A 16,507-nucleotide genomic window follows, 5' to 3' on the forward strand; every position below is an offset into this window, starting at 1 on the left:
GCGCAGGGCGGGCTGACGCGGGATGTCAGGACTTCGCGGACTGCTTGGGCGGGGAGATCGTGCGCCAGAGGAACGCGTAGACGTCCATCAGATCGCGCGGGGCGAGGCTGCGCTCGCGCAGGCGCCGCTCGAGGTCGCGCGCGAGCGACTGCATCCGGGCATAGCCCTCGGCGGTCGGCACGCGATCGTAGGCGAGGTTGAAGCCGAGCACGACGGCCTGCTTCTCGAAGAAGGAGGGCTTCACGAAGACGTGCTCGCCCGGGTAGACGAGCGCGCTCAGGATCGTCGTGAGCGGCCACGTGGCGACCTTGGCCGCCGCGAGCACGCCGGCGAACCGGTCGAAGCGCACGGGGTAGTCGTCCGCGCCATAGAGGAGATCGACGACCGCCTCGGCATAGGCGCGGTGGTGCTCGGCCGGCATCTTGTTGAAGGGGATGAGGTCGCCGAGCGGGTGCAGGAGGCCGGTCGCCGCCTTGTGGACCTTGGTGATCCGCTCCATGAAATCGGTGAGGTTGCCCGCCGCGAGGAGCGCCTCGAGCTCGCCCTTGCTGAGGAGCGCGCGCGCGGTCTCGATGGCGCCCTGCTTGAAGGCCTTGCTCTTCTTCTTCCCGCCCTCGGGCGCGTGGGCCCCGACGGCGCCGCGCTCCTCGGCGACGAAGTGCGGGCCCCCGAACCCGCCCTCGAACTGCGACTCGAAGCTCGTGACCTGCTCGTCGAAGCTCGTGAGCGGCGGCGCGACCACGCGCGCGCGCTGCTTCCTGGCGGCGGAGGACGGCCGGTCGCGGAGACCGCGGATCCTGGCCTCGAGCGCGTTCGCTTCGTCGTCGCCGAGCTGCACCGGCTCGAGCTTCGACCAGAAAGCCTTGGCGATGGAGTGATTGTGGCCGTCTTCGAAATCGTAGAAGCGCTTTTCGTCGCGCTCCTCGACGAGGTATCCGAGTCCCCACTGGGGACACCCCGGGTGCTTGACGATGATCGGGGCTGAAGGTTCCGTTGAACGAGAGGTCGCCATAGGCGGCGCAGCCTACTCTATCTTGGGACGACCGCACCCCGCTCCGGAGCCGCTTCTGGACTCGTGTTCAGGTATGGCGCTCCGGCAGCGCGCAATCGGGCCCATCCGCGCCGGCCCCGGCCGCGGGGCGAGGCGCTAGTTGACGTCGCGCGCCGCCGAGGCGAGCGCGAGCTGCTGGAGCGCGAGCGCCTCGGTCACCCGGCGCACCCGCGCGACGACGTCGAGGGTCTCCAGCACCGCCTGCCGTTCCCGGGCGTCGAGGATCAGGTGGTGGGCGCAGAGGTCCGCGATGAGCGAGGTGGCCGCGTCGCGCGGCAGCCGGAACTCGAAATTGCGGTCCCGCTCGCGGACGAGCGAAGAGAACGAGGCCGCGGTGGAGATGAGCGCGGCGTGATCCGGGGCCGGGACCTCCCCGGGCTCGTCCTCGAGGACGGTCGCCGCGGCCGTGCGGTAGGGCGGCACGAACGGGCGCTCCGCCAGGCGGACGCGAACGCGGCCCCGCAGCACGATGTTGTAGCGGCCCCCCGGCAGCTCGGCGTGATCGATGATCTCGCCCGCGCCGGCCACCCCCGCGATCGCCGGGTGGCCGTGCGCGTCGACCGCGCGGGTGTCCGTGATGAGGACGACCGAGAGGATGCGGTGCGTCTCGAGCGCGTCGCGGACGAGCGCCCGATAGCGCGGCTCGAAAATGTGGAGCGGCAGGAGGGCGCCGGGGAAGAGCACCGTCTGCGGCAGCGGGAACAGCGGGAGATCGGGCAAGGCCGCGTTGAGGTCGCCCGGTCGCGGAGGCGTCGTTTCCACGAGTCGTAGGCTAGCACGCCGGGGGAGCGGGGGTGGCGGCCCCACGTACATCGGTCTCGACGGGCAGGCCGGGCCGCGTGCGCGGTCGGCCGGGGATCGACGACGCCGGGGCGCGCCAGCCGAGCCTCCTCGGCCGCGCCTCGTCAGCCGAACATCTCGAGCGCCGAGCCGGTCACGGCGTCGGGGGCGTCGAGCGCGGCGTACACGATGAGCTGCGCCACGTCGTCGGCGCTCATCTGCGGGGGGAAGCCGCTCCCGGCGAGCATGTCGGTGTCGACCGAGCCGGGGAGCACGGCGATGGACTGGAGCCCCGTCCCGCGCAGCTCCTCGGCCAGGCTCTTCGAGAGGCCGACGAGGCCCCACTTGGAGGCGGCGTACGAGGCGTTGCCCGGGGACGCGAGGGTCGAGGAGATGCTGCCGACGTGGACGAGCCGGCCGCGGCCCTGCGCCAGCATGGCCGGGAGGAAGGCGCGCGCGATGAGGAAGGGGCCGCGCAGGTTGACGGCGATCACCTCGTCCCAGGCGGCGGGCGCGGTCTCGTGGACCCGCGTCCCGCGGCGCACGACGCCCGCGTTGTTCACGACGACGCGGGGCGCGCCGAGCCACGCCACGACCTCGGCGGAGGCGCGCGCCACCTGCTCCTCGGAGGCGACGTCGCAGGGGACCGGCAGCGCGGCGACGTCGAGCCGGCGGACCTGGTCGGTGACCGCGTCGAGGCGCGGGCTCGGGCGGCCGAGCAGCGCGACGGACAGGCCGCGGCGCGCGAGCGCGAGCGCCGTCGCGCGGCCGATGCCGCGGCTCGGCCCCGTGACGACCGCGACGCCGCTCACGCCCGCCCCCCGGAGAGCGCGGCGGCAAAGGCGAGATCGCGCTCCGGGCCCGGCTCGGCGAACGCGCCGGCGACCGCGACGGTCTCGATGAGGGCGCCGGCCTTGCGCTCGCCGCGGGCGATGAGGCAGGTGTGGGTCAACGTGAGCTTGCACAGCGCGCCGCGCGCGCCGAGCTCGCCGACGAGCAGCTCGACGAGCTGCCCGCCGATGCGCTCCTGCAGGGTTAGCCGTCGCGCGAGCGCGTCGAGCACGTGCGCGATCGTGCCGATGCCGGCGACCCGCGCGCCCGGCAGGTAGGCGACGATCCCGGTGCCGTGCCCCGGCAGCAGGTGGTGCGGGCACATCGTGGTCACCGAGAGATCGCGCGCGACGACGAGGCCGCGCTCGAAGGGGCCCGTCTCCATGGCGCCCTCGCGGAGCACCGCGGCCGCGTCGATGGCCTCGCCCTCGATCAGATCGTCGGCCCATGCGTCGGCGACGCGCTCGCCCGTGCCCGCGAGCTCCCCCTCGAGGTCGCGCCCGAGGGCGCGGAGGAACTCCTCGATCGCCCGGGCTGCTCTCTGCCGATCGATCACCGGGGCCCCGTCAGTTGAGCAGCTGCCGGCGCGTGGCGGCGGTGATCGGCCTGCGCCCGGCGTAGCCGGCCTCGAGCCCGTGGTAGTGGTCGACCGCCGGCTCGCCGTAGCGCCAGCAGAGCCAGACGAGGGCGCCGTCGAGGCGGCCATAGAAGTCGCAGAGCCCGATCCGCTGGTCCTTCACGACGACCCCGAGCTCCTCGACCTCCTGCCACCCGGACTCGTACGCCGCGATCTTCTCCGAGAGCTCGCGCTCGCGCGCCCGCGCCTGCTCGCTGCCGCTGCGCGCCAGCTCGATGAGCTGGTCGGGCGTCACCGCCGGGCTCTCCACGGCGTGCACGAGCTCCTGCCAGCTGCGCTCGATATCGCTCGCCAGGGCGAGCTGCCGGCGGATCAGCGACGAGAGCTCCGGGACGAGCGCGTTCGCCTCTTCGATCGTCCAGATGCGGGGAGTGTTCACGGGACCTCACCTGAAAGGCGGCGCGACAACCCAGTCATGCAGGGCCGGTAAGCGGAGGAGAGTGCGGTGTCAAGGGCTTGTCCGGAAGGATGCGCCGCGCGGGCGGGTCCACGCGGCTGCGGCCGCTGCCGGGCCCGCCCACGCGCGGCCACGTCGCCTGCGCTGACCACGCGTCCGCGACGCGCGGGCCCGCCCTCGCGTCGCGGAGGTCGCGAAGAACGACAGCCAGGGTGGCATCGTTCCCCTCCGCCGTGTCCGCCCCTTCATCCGGCAATGTGTTGCAACCGGCGTTCCTCAGGCGATAAGCTCGCGCAGCGATCCTGTAAGATTGCGAGGCCGCCGCATGCGACTCCGGACGATGTCGGGCATCAAGCTGTCGAATCTGCTCCTCTGCGGCTGGAGCGGGCTCGTGCTCGTTTACCTGTATCTCCCGATCCTGCTCCTCGTCGTCTACTCGTTCAACGACTCGCGGATGAGCGTGGTGTGGGAGGGGTTCACCTTCAAGTGGTATGGGCAGCTCTTTGACGAGCTCGTCGCGCACCTCGGGGACGAGCGCCGGTCGCCGCTCATCGAATCGCTGAGCAACAGCGTGATCATCGCCGCGATCACCACGGCGTTCTCGGTCGTCCTCGGCACGGCGGGCGCCTTCCTGCTCTATCGGTACAGGTTCCCTGCGCTCCGGTCGATCACCGCGCTGATCTTCATTCCCATGATCATCCCGGAGATCATCATGGGGATCAGCCTGCTCATCTTCTTCAAGACGGTGGAGCTCGAGCTCGGCTTCACGACGGTCATCATCTCGCACGTCACCTTCTGTTTCCCGTTCGTGCTCATCGCCGTCCAGGCGCGGCTCGCGGGGCTCGACCCGTCCCTCGAGGAGGCCGCCCTGGACCTCGGGGCGACGCCGCTCAAGGCGTTCTTCCTGATCATGGTGCCTTACCTTCTGCCCGCGATCATCTCCGGTGCGCTGATGTCGTTCACGCTGTCGATGGACGAGCTCATCGTCACGTATTTCACGCGCGGGCCCAAGTCCGAGACCTTGCCGATCAAGGTGTTCGGCATGGCGAAGGTCGGTTTGAACCCGATGCTGAACACGATCTCGACCGTGTTCATCGTCGCGACCGCGATGCTCGTCGTGGTCGCCGAGTCGCTGAAGGGCACCGCGAGGCGGCTCCCCGACGAGAGCTGAAGGGGACCGACGCGCGGCGCGAGCGCCTGCGCCGGCGCAGGCAAGACAAGGAATAGGCCAATGAAACGCATCTCAGCGCTCCTCATCCTGATGTTCGTCCCCCTCGTGGCCCTGCTCGGCTGCGGGAAGAAGGAGGGCCCGGCGCCCCAGGCGACCGGCTCGGGCAGCGCCCCCGCGCCCGAGCCGAAGGCCGGCAGCGAGCTCAACCTCTTCGGGTGGTCCGAGTACATCCCGCAGGAGATCCTGGACGGCTTCACGAAGGAGACGGGGATCAAGGTCAACTACGAGACCTACGCCTCGAACGAGGAGATGCTGTCGAAGCTCCTCGCGGGGAGCACCCGGTACGACCTCATCCAGCCTTCGGAGTACGCGATCGAGGCGCTCGTCAAGCAGAAGAAGCTGAAGCCGCTCGATCAGGCGCGCATCCCGAACCTGAAGAACATCGCGCCCGCGTTCAGGAACCAGCCGCACGATCCGGAGCTCAAGTACACGGTCCCGTGGATGGGCACGACGGTCGGCATCGTCGTCAACACCGAGAAGGTGAAGGAGCCCGTGAAGGGCTACAAGGACGTGTTCCAGCCGAAGTACAAGGGGCGCATCGTGGCCCTGAACGACGCCCGCGAGATCGTGTCCTGGGTGATGGTGACGATGGGGATGAACGCCAACGACGTGACGCCCGAGAACCTCGCGAAGATCAAGCCGACCCTGGCGGAGTGGATCAAGCTCGTGAAGGTGTTCGACTCCGACAGCCCGAAGACGGCGCTGCTCAACGGCGACGTCGACATCGGCGTCATCTGGAGCGGGGAGGCGGCCCTGCTCTACCAGGAGAACAAGAACAAGTTCCAGTTCATCCTGCCGACCGAGGGGGCGCACAAGGCGATCGACAGCCTGGCGATCCCCGAGAACGCCGAGAACAAGATCGGCGCGGAGATGTTCATGAACTACATCCTCCGTCCGGAGGTCAGCAAGCTCATCTCGGACAAGTTCCCCTACACGAACCCGAACACGGAGGCGCGCAAGCTGCTCACGCCCGAGCAGCTCGCCAACCCGGCGAGCTACCCGCCCCTCGCGGGGATGGAGACCTTCCACGACATCGGGAAGGCGGCGGCGGACGTGGACAAGCTGGTGACGGACCTCAAGGCATCGCAGTGAGCGGCGGGGCGTCATGAACACGGCCACCGGGCAGGTCGTCGAGCTCCAGGGCGCGCGGCGCAGGCCGGGTGTCCGCGGGTGGCTGCTGCTCGCCCCGCTGTTGCTCTGGCTGTTCGCCTTCGTCGTGGCGCCCACCGCGATCATGCTCGTCTACAGCTTCTGCGAGCGGGACGAGCTCGGGCAGGTGGTCTTCGAGCTCTCGCTGTCGAGCTACGCGCGGGTCTTCGACGCGACCTACCTCAAGATCCTGCTGAGCTCGATGAAGTATGCCGCCATCACGACGGTGATCTGCCTCGTGGCGGGCTATCCGGTGGCGTACTTCATCGGGCGGGCCCGGGAGGGCGTCCGGAACAGGCTGCTCATGCTGGTGATGGTGCCGTTCTGGACCAGCTTCCTCATCCGGACGTATGCGTGGATGTCGATCCTCAAGTCGGAGGGGCTCCTCAACGGGCTCTTGCTCTACCTGCAGATCATCTCGGCGCCGCTCGACATCATGTACACGCCGACGGCGGTGGTCATCGGGCTCGTCTATTCCTATTTGCCGTTCATGATCCTGCCGATCTACGGGAGCGTCGAGAAGCTCGACAACGCGCTCATCGAGGCGGCGTTCGATCTGGGCGCGGGGCCCGTGTCCGCCTTCTCGCACGTCATCGTCCCGCTCACGCGCCCGGGGATCCTCGCGGGCGTCCTGCTCGTGTTCATCCCGGCGCTCGGGATGTTCGCGATCACGGATCTCATGGGCGGGTCGCGCGTGCCGATGATCGGCAATGTCATCCAGAACCAGTTCGGGCAGGCGCGCGACTGGCCGTTCGGCGCCGCGCTCGGGATGACGCTGCTGCTCCTGTTTTCGCTGTTTTTCCTGCTTGGCCTGCGCAAGGAGCAGGAACAGTGATGATCACGGTGATGATTTCGTCGCGGGTCTTCGGTGAGCCTCGTTCGGTCGTCGGCGCCGCCGAGTCGTCCTCCTTATTCCTCGAGGTGAATCGATGGACGTGATGGTCGAGCTCCGCGCGGTCACCAAGCGATTCGGCAGCTTCCACGCCGTGAGCGAGGTCGATCTCCAGATCAAGGCGGGCGAGTTCATCACCCTTCTCGGCCCCTCGGGGTGCGGGAAGACGACGCTGCTCCGGATGATCTCGGGCTTCGAGACGCCGACGAGCGGCGCCGTCCTGCTCGACGGGAAGGACGTCACGCACGAGCCGCCCTACCGGCGGGACGTCAACCAGGTGTTCCAGAGCTACGCGCTGTTTCCTCACATGACCGTGCAGGAGAACATCAGCTTCGGCTTGCGGATGAAGAAGGTCCCGAAGCAAGAGCTGGCCGAGCGGGTCCGCGCCGCGGTCGCGATGGTGTCGCTCGGGGGCATGGAGCAGCGCAAGCCGTCGCAGCTCTCCGGCGGGCAGCGGCAGCGGGTCGCGCTCGCGCGGGCCATCGTCTGCCGCCCGAAGGTGCTGCTCCTCGACGAGCCCCTCTCCGCGCTCGACGCGAAGCTCCGGCACGCCATGCAGGTGGAGCTCAAGGAGCTCCAGAAGAAGCTCGGGATCACGTTCGTGTTCGTGACCCACGACCAGGAAGAGGCGCTCACCATGAGCGACCGCATCGCCGTGATCAACAAGGGCCGGATCGAGCAGCTCGGCGATGCGTCGCAGATCTACCACCGCCCGAAGACGACGTTCGTCGCGAGCTTCATCGGCCAGGCGAACATCCTCCGGGCGACCGTCCTCTCGCGGAGCGGCGAGCGCGCGCGGGTCCGGCTCGACGGAGACATCGAGCTCCTCGTCAACGCCGAGCACCTCGCGGGCGGGGCCGAGAGCGCGCTCATCTCCATCCGGCCGGAGAAGATCGCGCTCCGCAAGGAGCGGCACGGCGACCTGGAGAACTGCTTCGAGGCGCACGTCGAGGACGAGCTGTTCAAGGGCGCCACCGACCAGCTGCGCCTCCGGACCGACTCCGGGCTCGCGCTCACGGCGGTGGTGGCCAACGAGAGCTCCGTCCAGGCCGCGCTGCACGCCGGCGACAGGGTGTTCTGCCACCTCCACCCCGACGACATCGTCATCGTCCACGAGGAGTGACCCGCCGCGGGCCGGCGCTCGCGCGAGCGCGCCGTGCGCCGGCCGCGCGCTCGGGAGGTACGCCGGCCGCCCGCCGTGCCCCGCCGGCCATTGCGCGCGCCGCCGCCGGGGGGAGCCGGTGTGGCGCCGGGGCGCCGTGAACTGCGGTTCTCATCCGGACGCGACAGCGTGGAAGTCGGGCTCGAATGCCGCGTACGATGAAGGGCATGCTGCTTGCCAATCGGCCTCGCATGCCCCGACGGTCGCTTGCGCTTGTGGTTCCTGCGGTCCTCTTCTCGTTCCCTGGCGACGTCCTCGCCGCGGGGGCGTGGCTGCCCGGCGCCGGACAGGCGTCCGTCGAGCAGCGCGTCGCCGTCGCGGCGGGGCCGGAGCGCACGACGCTCTGGACGAGCCTGCGGTTCGACGGGGCGCGCGGCCCCGTGGCGGTCGTCGTGCCGGTGCCGCCGCTGGCGGCGCTCGATGTGAGCTCGGACGCGTGGTTCGAGGCGCTCGAGGCGGCCACCGCGCCGCGCGTGCTCCCGCCCCAGGGCGTCGCCCCGCACTGCCCCGGGGAGGAGGGCGCGCCGGGCCCGTTCCACACGGTCGGGCAGCTCGCGCACGAGGCGACGCTCGAGCCGATCGAGGTGACGGTGCTCGAGGACGCGGTCGCGGTCGCGCGCTGGGCGGAGTCGGCGGGGCTCGCGCTCTCCTCCGAGACGGCCGCGCAGCTCGGTGAGCTGCAGGGGATGCGCTTCGCGGCGGCCCGGTTCGATGCGCCCGGCGGGCCGGCGATCACGCGGACGCTGCGCATCGCCATGGGCGGCGGCGAGCCGCGCCTGCCGCTGTCGCTGGCCAGGGCGGGCGAGGGCGACGTGCGCGTGACGGCGTGGTTCCTCGGCGACGGCCGGGGCGCGCTGACGGGCGCGGCGCCGGTGACGCTCCCGCCGGCCTCGCTGAGCTGGGACGCGGGCGCGCAGCGCAGCGATTACGAGGCGCTGCGCGCCGAGGCCCTCGGCCAGGCGGGGCTCCACGGGGCGCTCGTCGAGGGCGCGGGCCACGGGGCGTTGAGCCGCCGTATCGCCATCGGCAGCGACAGCGTGGACAGCGTGATCGCGGCCTATTTCGCGCGCGCGAGCGCGTACGGCGACGTCGGCGACGGCCCGGGAGCGTGCGCCGCGGTGGCCGCGGCCGCGCTGGAGTCGAGCCTCGCGGTCGCCGCGAGCTGCCCGCGCGCCGCGCTCGGCGTGGTCGACGGGTCGCTCGACTGCGCGGAGTCGCCCCGGAGGGACGAGACGGATCCCGATCTCCTGCGCTGCGGCCCGGTCGCCGACGATCTCGCGGTCGGGCTCTCCGGGCTCGCGCCGTCGTCGGTGTGGCTCACCCGCGTCTCGCTCCGGCTCGCTGCCGGGCAGGCCGGCGCGGACTGGCCGCTGACGTTCGGGGCCGGTGCGTCCGTCTCGCCGATCGTGAGGGCCGGCGCCGTCCGCCTGGACGCGTGCTCCAGCGAGACCGGCGCCGGCGGCGCGAGCGGCGCGAGCGGCGCGAGTGGCTCGTCGGGCGTGGGCGGACCCGGGGGCCTGGGCGGCGGGCCGAGCACCGGCGAATCGAGCACGACCGGCGGCTCGTCGGGTGGGGGTCTCGTCGACGACTATTACGACGACGAGCCGGTCGCCGACATGGGCTGCGGCTGCGCCGGCACCGCCGATACGGTCGTCGTGGACGACACCGAGCCGCAGGGCGAGGACGACTATTACGACGAGGAGTACGAGGACGACGGCTGCAGCGGCGACACGAGCGAGCCTGCGCCCGAGGACGAGTACTACGCGGAGGACGACGGCTGCAGCGGTGACACGAGCGAGTCCGAGGACGAGTATTACGCGGAGGACGACGGCTGCAGCGGCGACACGAGCGAGTCCGAGGACGAGTATTACGCGGAGGACGACGGCTGCAGCGGCGACACGAGCGAGTCCGAGGACGAGTATTACGCGGAGGACGACGGCTGCAGCGGGGGCTCCGACGACTCCGCCGAGTCGGAGGACTGCTCGATCGCGGGCGAGCGGCAGCCGAGCGCCCGGAAGAAGCGGGGGCCGAAGCTGTCGGTCATGGCGCTCGGGGTGTTCGCGCTGATCGCGCCGCTCCGGCGCGCGAGCCGGCCCCGGAGGAGCAGCCGGCGGTAAGCCGGCGTTAAGGCGCGGGCGGGCGGCGCCGCGGCGGGAGCTGGCGGTGCCGGAGGGGGGCTTCTCGTGGCATACTCCCGCGGGAGGCCATGACGTGAACGCACCCGCCCGCAAGCTCTCCTTCCCCTACGCCGAGTACCTCGAGCAGGAGCGGGCGAGCCCGACAAAGCACGAGTTTCTCGGCGGCGAGATCTTCGACATGGCCGGCGGCACGCCGGAGCACGCGCGGCTCGCGGCCCGGGTGACGGTGACGCTCGGCGCGCAGCTCCACCGGCGCCCCTGCGAGGTGTTCTCGTCCGACCTCCGCGTGCGCGTGCTCGCGACGGGCCTCGCGACCTACCCGGACGTGAGCGTCGTCTGCGGCCAGCTTGTGCGCGATCCGGAGGACAAGGACGCGGTGCTCAACCCGCTGGTGCTCGTCGAGGTGCTGTCGGACTCCTCGGAGGCGTACGACCGGGGAGAGAAGTTCGCGCACTACCGCCGCATCCCGTCGCTGAAGGAGTACGTGCTCGTCTCGCAGGCGCACCGGAGGATCGAGGTCTTCCGGCGCAACGAGGACGACTCGTGGACGCTCTACGAGGCCGGGCCGGGCGAGCGCGCGAGGCTCGCGTCGATCGACGGCGCGCTCGACGTCGACGAGGTCTACCGCGGCGCGCTCGAGACCTCCGCCGCGGGCTGAGGGGCCGTCGGTTCACGGAGCCCTGGTGCGCGACGTCCGGATGCGAGGTTTTCGCGAGCAGACGGCGGTCGCGCGGGCGATCGAGGTGCTGGAGCAGCGGATCCGGCGGCTCGGCGACGAGCCGGTGCCGATCGCCCGGTCGGCGGGGCGGGTCGCGGCCGAGCGCGTGCTGGCCCGGGTGAGCGTGCCGCACTTCGCCCGGGCGGCCATGGACGGCTACGCGCTCGCCGGCGAGGCGACCTCCGGCGCGGCCGCCGGCGCGCCGGTCGAGCTCGCGCTCGTGGGCGCGTCGTTCCCCGGGCGCCCTCACGCGGGGGCGATCCGCCGGGGCGAGGCGGTGCGGATCACGACCGGCGCGCCGGTGCCCGAGGGGGCCGACGCGGTGCTGATGGCGGAGCACGCGGAGGAGGCGGAGGGCCGGGACGGGGCGGCGGTCGTGCGGGTGCGCGCGCCCGTGCCGGCCGGCAAGCACGTCGCGTCGATCGGCGAGGACGTGCTGGAGGGCGCGGAGGTCGTGCCGGCCGGGCGCCGGCTGCGCCCGCAGGACGCCGGCGTGCTCGCCTCGACCGGGGTCGCCGAGGTGCGCGTGGTGCGGAGGCCGTCGGTGCGGATCCTGATCACGGGCGACGAGCTCCTGCCGCCGGGGAGCGTGCCGAGCGGGGCGTGCATCGTCGACACGAACAGCCTGGTGCTCACGGCGCTCGCGCGCCGCGACGGCGCCGAGGACGTCACCGTCGCGTACGTCCGTGACCGGCGCGAGGCCGTCCGGAGCGCCCTCGCGGCGGCCGGCGGGGATGTGGTGCTGGTCTCGGGCGGGTCGTCGGTCGGCTCGGAGGACCACGCGCCGCTCGTGCTCGCGGAGCTGGGCGAGGTGGCGGTCCACGGGGTCGCGATGCGCCCGGCGAAGCCCGCCGGGTTCGGCTTTCTGGCGGGCGAGCGCCCGGTGTTCCTGCTGCCGGGAAACCCGGTGTCGTGCCTCTGCGCCTACGAGTTCTTCGCCGGGCCCTCGATCCGCGCCCTGGGCGGCCTGTCGCGCGCGTGGCCGCACCGGCGGACGCGGTGCGTGGTGGCGAGCGAGATCGCCTCGCAGCCGGGGCGCGTCGATTACGTGAGGGTGCGTGTCGAGGGGGACCGGGTGTTTCCGATGGCGACGAGCGGCGCGTCCATCCTGTCGTCGACGACGCAGGCGGACGGCGTGGTCATCGTGCGAGCCGAGGATGCGGTGGTGGGAGAGGGCGCCGAGGTCGAGGTGCTGCTCTACGACGTGTGAGGCGAGGCGGGCGAGGGTCGGTCGAGGCCGGAACCTTGGACTCGGCGAGGTGCCGGCCGACGAACAACGTGCCACTCAGCATCAGGATCTTCATGGGTTGTCCGTGTGCACCGCGAACGCAGGCTGGCAAGCCGAAGCGTCGCTGACCGGCTCGGCCGGCGCCGGTGGCGCTTGGTGACGCCGCTGAACGGCAGTACCCTCGGGCAAGGCACATGACCCTCCGCCATCCCTTCTCCGTTCTGCTTATCCTCGTATCGGCCGGCTGCCTGGCGAGCTGCAGCGACGGCGAGCACGACGCGACCCCCGAAGGCTCCACCTCAGGCGGGGACGCCGGCGGAGGCGGCGCGAACGCCGGCGGCGCGACAGGAGCGACGATCCCCGCGACCACCGGCGCGGGCGGCGACACGGCCGCGAGCGGCACGACCACGAGCGCCACGACCTCCGGCGGCGGCGGCGCGGAAGCCGTCGCGCCCGGGATCGTCAAGCTCGCCGAGGGGAAGATCGCGGAGTCGGGGCTCACCGTGGTGTCTTATGGTGGTTACCTCAACGGCGAATCCTTCCAGCAGGACGCGATCGTGTCGTTCGGCGGCTATCAGTACACGGCCTTCTGGAACACCAGCCGCAACGTCGTCCTCGCGCGCCGGCAGCTGCCGGCCGGCCCGGGAGGGGACGCCGGGGCGTGGCAGAAGTTCGACTTCAAGGACCACCGGCTCAGCGCCGATGACGCCCACAACACGATCTCTCTCGGGATCGCGCCAGGGGACGGCACGCTTCACCTCGCCTTCGATCACCACGGCAGCACGCTGCACTACCGCCGCTCGGTCGCCGGCCTGCTGACCGACCCGGAGGGCACGGCCTGGGCCGCCGCGAGCTTCAGCGCCGTCTCGAGCGCGCTGGTCGGATCGACCCCCGTGCATCTCGTGACGTACCCGCGGTTCGTCACCGAGCCCGGCGGCAACAAGCTCCTCCTGAGCGCGCGGATCGGCGAGAGCGGGAGCGGCGACGAGCACCTGTGGGAGTACGACACGACGACGCACGCCTGGAGCGCGCTCGGCGAGTACATCGAGGGGACGGACGCCAGCATCAACGCCTACCTGCACGGCCTCGCGTACACGCGCGGCGGCTCGCGCCTGCACGCGGCCTGGTGCTGGCGCGACACGCCCAATGCGACAACGAACCACGGCCTCCTGTACATCTACAGCGATGATCACGGGCGCACCTGGCAGAACAACGCGGGTGACAAGGTCGCGACCACCGGCGCCTCCTTCGTCACCCGGAGCACGGCGGGCCTCTCCGTGTGGGCCATCGGCCAGAATCGAGGGCTCATCAACCAGGAGCACATGGCGGTCGACGCGAGCGGCCGGGTCCACGTGCTGCTCTCGCACCTCCCCGACGCCGAGGCCGACAACGCGAACTTCACGAATGCCCGGGCGCGCAGCGAGTTCTTCCACTACGTCCGGGAACCCGAGGGGACCTGGGCGCGACACGGCCTCGGCCTGCGCGTCATCGAGAACTTCCGGGGCAAGCTCGCGATCTCCTCCACCGAGAACGTCTACGCGATCCTCCCGGATCTGCGCATCGCCGGCGCCTCGCCGAGCGACGGCTATGCGACCTGGACGCTCCTCGACGCCTCCGACTCGGGCCGCTTCTTCTCCGATCCCCTGATCGACACAGCCCGGCTCGAGACCTCGGACGCGCTCACCGTGTACTATCCGGAGCGGGGCTCCGTGAACATCTGGGGCCTGGAGTACACCCTCCAGTGAGCCGCGCGAGCAACGCTCCTCCGCGCTGAGCGCGCGCCCGCCCGCCCGGGCCGGACTCCCGCCGGCACGCCGCGATCCACCCGTGAGCGGGCACGCTCGGTGCTCATCCTGACGCGCGGTGTTGCCGGTGGCGCGGGCGTGCACTGCCGCGACCGCCGCGGCGGCAAGGGACACGCGCGCTGCGAGCCCCGGCGCGCTCCCGCCAGGAGGAGCGTTACCAATGAGCCCCGACGCGTTCGTCAAGCGCGGATTCATATTCATCCTGGGAGGAATGGTCGCGGTCTCCGCGTATTATCAGGCCTCCGGGGTATCTCACCTCATCGCCCACCAGATCGCGCGGGACGGCGCCCCTCCCGCTCCCCGGGCGACAGCGCTCGTCGAGGAGCCGCTCTCCGAGGACCGCTCGCCGAGCGCGGCGCCGATCCTGGAGCGCAATCCGTTCGACTCGATCACAGGGCCGCTCGTGCCCCGGCCGAGCGAGGCGCTCGCCGGTCAGGCGGCTCTCTCCAGTCTCGATCCCTACCTCGCGCCTCCGTGCGACACAGGCCGCGTCGTGCTGATCGCGGTGTCCGAGGACCCGGAATGGTCGTTCGCGGCCGTCGAGGCGGAAGGCGGACGCACCGCGCTCGGGCGGCGCGGCGGGCAGATCGCCGGCAGGAAGGTCGAGCACATCGCCTGGGACCGGGTGTGGATGACGTCGGGGGGCGCGCGCTGCCAGATGCAGCTCGGCAAGAAGGGCGACAATGACGGCAAGAAGGCGCCCGAGTCGCAGCCCAGGGCGCCGGAACCGCCCCGCGAGCGCCCGTCCCGCGCGTCCGGCAGGAGCGACGTCCCACCCGAGATCGCCTCGCGCATGAAGCGCGTGAGCGAGACGGAGTTCGACATCGATCGATCGGCCGCCGCGAAGATCTTCGAGAATCCCGAGATCGTGACGAACACCTCGGCGGCGATCCCGGAGATGCGGGACAACCAGGTGGTCGGGCTGAAGATGCATATCAAGCCCGGCTCGGTGCTCGAGTCGTTCGGGCTGCAGAGCGGCGATCTCGTGAAGTCGATCAACAGCATCGACCTGACCGACCCGCAGAAGGCCATGATGGCCTACACGCGCATGCAGTCCGACAAGAGCCTGTCCGTCGTCGTCGAGCGCAACGGCCGCCCGGTGAGGCTCAAGGTCAACATTCGCTGACGCGAGGCGGCGGCCAGGTCCCCGGCGACCGCGTCGCGGCGTCCCTGGATCAGGGCGCACGTGGCGGTCGCCGCGCTGCTCGTGGCGGGCCTCGGCTGGCGACGAGCGGCGCGGCGGGCCTGTGCGCGATCTCTGCCGAACTTCGTTCTTCCGGCGCTGTCTAAGCGGAACTCCTCGGCGGCATCACGGCGGCGCCGTCCCGGGAGCGGAGCGACAGAACGGAAGCGGCGCTGGCCCGTCGGACCGAGCACCCGCTCGGCCCGCGGGGAGGGAGAAGCTCATGGGCGAACTCGGAATGGTGTGGGCGAAGCGCGCGCTCCTCGGCGCCGCGGGCGGCCTGGGGGAGCCGCTGGTGCTCGCGATGCTCCTCGAGACCGCCTTGCGGGCGCACCTCCGCTGAGGGCTGGGCGCATGGCCACGATGCCTCGAGCGCGGCGAGCCACCGGCACCTTGGAGGTGCGGACATGACGCAGACCTTCCCTCTCCGCCGCGACCGCGCGGCGCAGCACGTCGACGTGGCGCCGGGTGGCGAGATCGTCCTTCGCGGCAAGCTCGTTTGCTCGACGGACGCCTCGGTCATCGACGCGGCGACGACGACCTGGCCTGCGGGGGCGCCCGGCGGCGCCTCGGTCGACAGCGGCGGGCTTGTCGACTTCGCGCAGGGCGGCTTTCACGTGACGAGCCGCGACCCTGTGAGCCACGAGGTCCACGCCATCGCGACCGGCGATCCGGCGCCCGCGTGCGCGCTGGCGGGCGTGGAGGCGCCGTGCCTTCCGCTGCGGCTGCTGCCGCTCGCGCGCACGCGGCTCCAGACGGCGCAGGAGCTGAGCGGCTGCCTGCATGGGGGCATCACCGTCGAGGTGCCGGACGCGCTGGTCCCGCCCGTCCCGCCCGCGGTCGCCCCTTACGTGCAGGGCGCGGCCGTGCTCCTCGGGCTCGGCGTGCTCGCCTCGGTGGGGTGGGCGGTGCATCGCCGGCGCGCCCGCTCGCCGTTCGGCCAGCTGATCGATCTCGCGAACCGCACGCGGGCCAAGCTGAAGGCTGCTGACCCGGTCGTGGCCGCGCCGCTCGTGCCGGCTGTGGAGGCCGCGCTGGGCGCGCTGAAGCGGCGGCGTGTGGACGCCGCCTCGACCGAGGGCAAGCGGGTCGCGGAGGTGCTGCGGCGGGTGGAGCTGCGCCTCGACGCGTCGGCCGTGGAGGCGCGCGTCGACCGGGAGCAGCAGGCGGCGGACGAGCTCGTCCGCGAGATCGAGAGCGCGCTCGAGGCGGTCGACGAGGTGAACGGCGCACGGCGCGGGGGTGCCTTAGGAGGAAGGCAGACATGACGGCGCCCCCGCCCCGGGGCGGGCGGCATGCCGTGAA

General features: G+C 71.8%; 15 protein-coding genes. 10 read left to right on the top strand and 5 right to left on the bottom strand.

Translation table 11 applies throughout. The annotated features are described in order from the left end of the window. Window positions 1-25: 25 nt before the first annotated feature. The 5 genes from WMF36_RS47230 to WMF36_RS47250 form a co-directional block, all read right to left on the bottom strand. The gene (locus WMF36_RS47230) at window positions 26-1,012 is read right to left on the bottom strand and encodes a hypothetical protein (RefSeq protein WP_437577443.1); all 987 of its coding nucleotides are present in this window, start codon (window positions 1,010-1,012) and stop codon (window positions 26-28) included. Window positions 1,013-1,147: 135 nt separating this feature from the next. Further along, entirely contained in the window at window positions 1,148-1,813 is a 666-nt protein-coding gene (locus WMF36_RS47235; protein ID WP_437577444.1) for an LON peptidase substrate-binding domain-containing protein, read from the bottom strand. Window positions 1,814-1,956: 143 nt separating this feature from the next. After that, window positions 1,957-2,643, bottom strand: a complete 687-nt coding sequence (locus WMF36_RS47240) for an SDR family NAD(P)-dependent oxidoreductase (RefSeq protein ID WP_437577445.1) — start codon at window positions 2,641-2,643, stop codon at window positions 1,957-1,959. Then, a complete protein-coding gene (gene folE / locus WMF36_RS47245) occupies window positions 2,640-3,218 on the bottom strand; it encodes a GTP cyclohydrolase I (RefSeq protein ID WP_437577446.1) in 579 nt (192 codons plus the stop codon). Before folE ends, WMF36_RS47240 begins: the two co-directional genes overlap by 4 nt. A 10-nt stretch (window positions 3,219-3,228) precedes the next feature. Continuing rightward, window positions 3,229-3,678 carry a DUF2203 domain-containing protein gene (locus tag WMF36_RS47250; RefSeq protein ID WP_437577447.1) on the bottom strand — a complete coding sequence of 150 codons (450 nt, stop codon included), beginning with the start codon at window positions 3,676-3,678 and terminating at the stop codon, window positions 3,229-3,231. A gap of 343 nt (window positions 3,679-4,021) precedes the next feature. Here WMF36_RS47250 and WMF36_RS47255 point away from each other — a divergent pair, with 343 nt between their 5' ends. The 10 genes from WMF36_RS47255 to WMF36_RS47300 all read left to right on the top strand — a co-directional run bounded on the left by WMF36_RS47255 (window position 4,022) and on the right by WMF36_RS47300 (window position 16,470). Next, a complete protein-coding gene (locus WMF36_RS47255) occupies window positions 4,022-4,867 on the top strand; it encodes an ABC transporter permease (protein ID WP_437577448.1) in 846 nt (281 codons plus the stop codon). A 60-nt stretch (window positions 4,868-4,927) separates the two neighbouring features. After that, complete coding sequence (locus WMF36_RS47260; protein WP_437577449.1) at window positions 4,928-6,019, top strand: polyamine ABC transporter substrate-binding protein; 1,092 nt, start codon at window positions 4,928-4,930, stop codon at window positions 6,017-6,019. A 13-nt stretch (window positions 6,020-6,032) separates the two neighbouring features. Then, window positions 6,033-6,911, top strand: a complete 879-nt coding sequence (locus WMF36_RS47265) for an ABC transporter permease (RefSeq protein ID WP_437577450.1) — start codon at window positions 6,033-6,035, stop codon at window positions 6,909-6,911. Between the two features lie 94 nt (window positions 6,912-7,005). Next, window positions 7,006-8,091: an ABC transporter ATP-binding protein gene (locus WMF36_RS47270; protein WP_437577451.1), complete on the top strand. Its 1,086-nt coding sequence runs from the start codon at window positions 7,006-7,008 to the stop codon at window positions 8,089-8,091. A gap of 254 nt (window positions 8,092-8,345) precedes the next feature. After that, complete coding sequence (locus tag WMF36_RS47275) at window positions 8,346-10,247, top strand: DUF2330 domain-containing protein (protein WP_437577452.1); 1,902 nt, start codon at window positions 8,346-8,348, stop codon at window positions 10,245-10,247. A 94-nt stretch (window positions 10,248-10,341) separates the two neighbouring features. After that, complete coding sequence (locus tag WMF36_RS47280; RefSeq protein WP_437577453.1) at window positions 10,342-10,926, top strand: Uma2 family endonuclease; 585 nt, start codon at window positions 10,342-10,344, stop codon at window positions 10,924-10,926. A gap of 40 nt (window positions 10,927-10,966) precedes the next feature. Beyond that, window positions 10,967-12,196: a molybdopterin molybdotransferase MoeA gene (locus WMF36_RS47285; RefSeq protein WP_437577454.1), complete on the top strand. Its 1,230-nt coding sequence runs from the start codon at window positions 10,967-10,969 to the stop codon at window positions 12,194-12,196. 212 nt (window positions 12,197-12,408) lie between these two features. Beyond that, window positions 12,409-13,959 carry a BNR repeat-containing protein gene (locus WMF36_RS47290; protein WP_437577455.1) on the top strand — a complete coding sequence of 517 codons (1,551 nt, stop codon included), beginning with the start codon at window positions 12,409-12,411 and terminating at the stop codon, window positions 13,957-13,959. Between the two features lie 220 nt (window positions 13,960-14,179). Then, window positions 14,180-15,145 (top strand): type II secretion system protein GspC, encoded by a 966-nt coding sequence (gspC, locus tag WMF36_RS47295; protein WP_437577456.1) that lies wholly within the window; start codon window positions 14,180-14,182, stop codon window positions 15,143-15,145. A 464-nt stretch (window positions 15,146-15,609) separates the two neighbouring features. Then, window positions 15,610-16,470 carry a hypothetical protein gene (locus WMF36_RS47300; RefSeq protein WP_437577457.1) on the top strand — a complete coding sequence of 287 codons (861 nt, stop codon included), beginning with the start codon at window positions 15,610-15,612 and terminating at the stop codon, window positions 16,468-16,470. Window positions 16,471-16,507 lie beyond the last annotated feature (37 nt).

The organism is Sorangium sp. So ce887 (genome assembly GCF_051521455.1).
GTDB lineage: Bacteria > Myxococcota_A > Polyangia > Polyangiales > Polyangiaceae > Sorangium.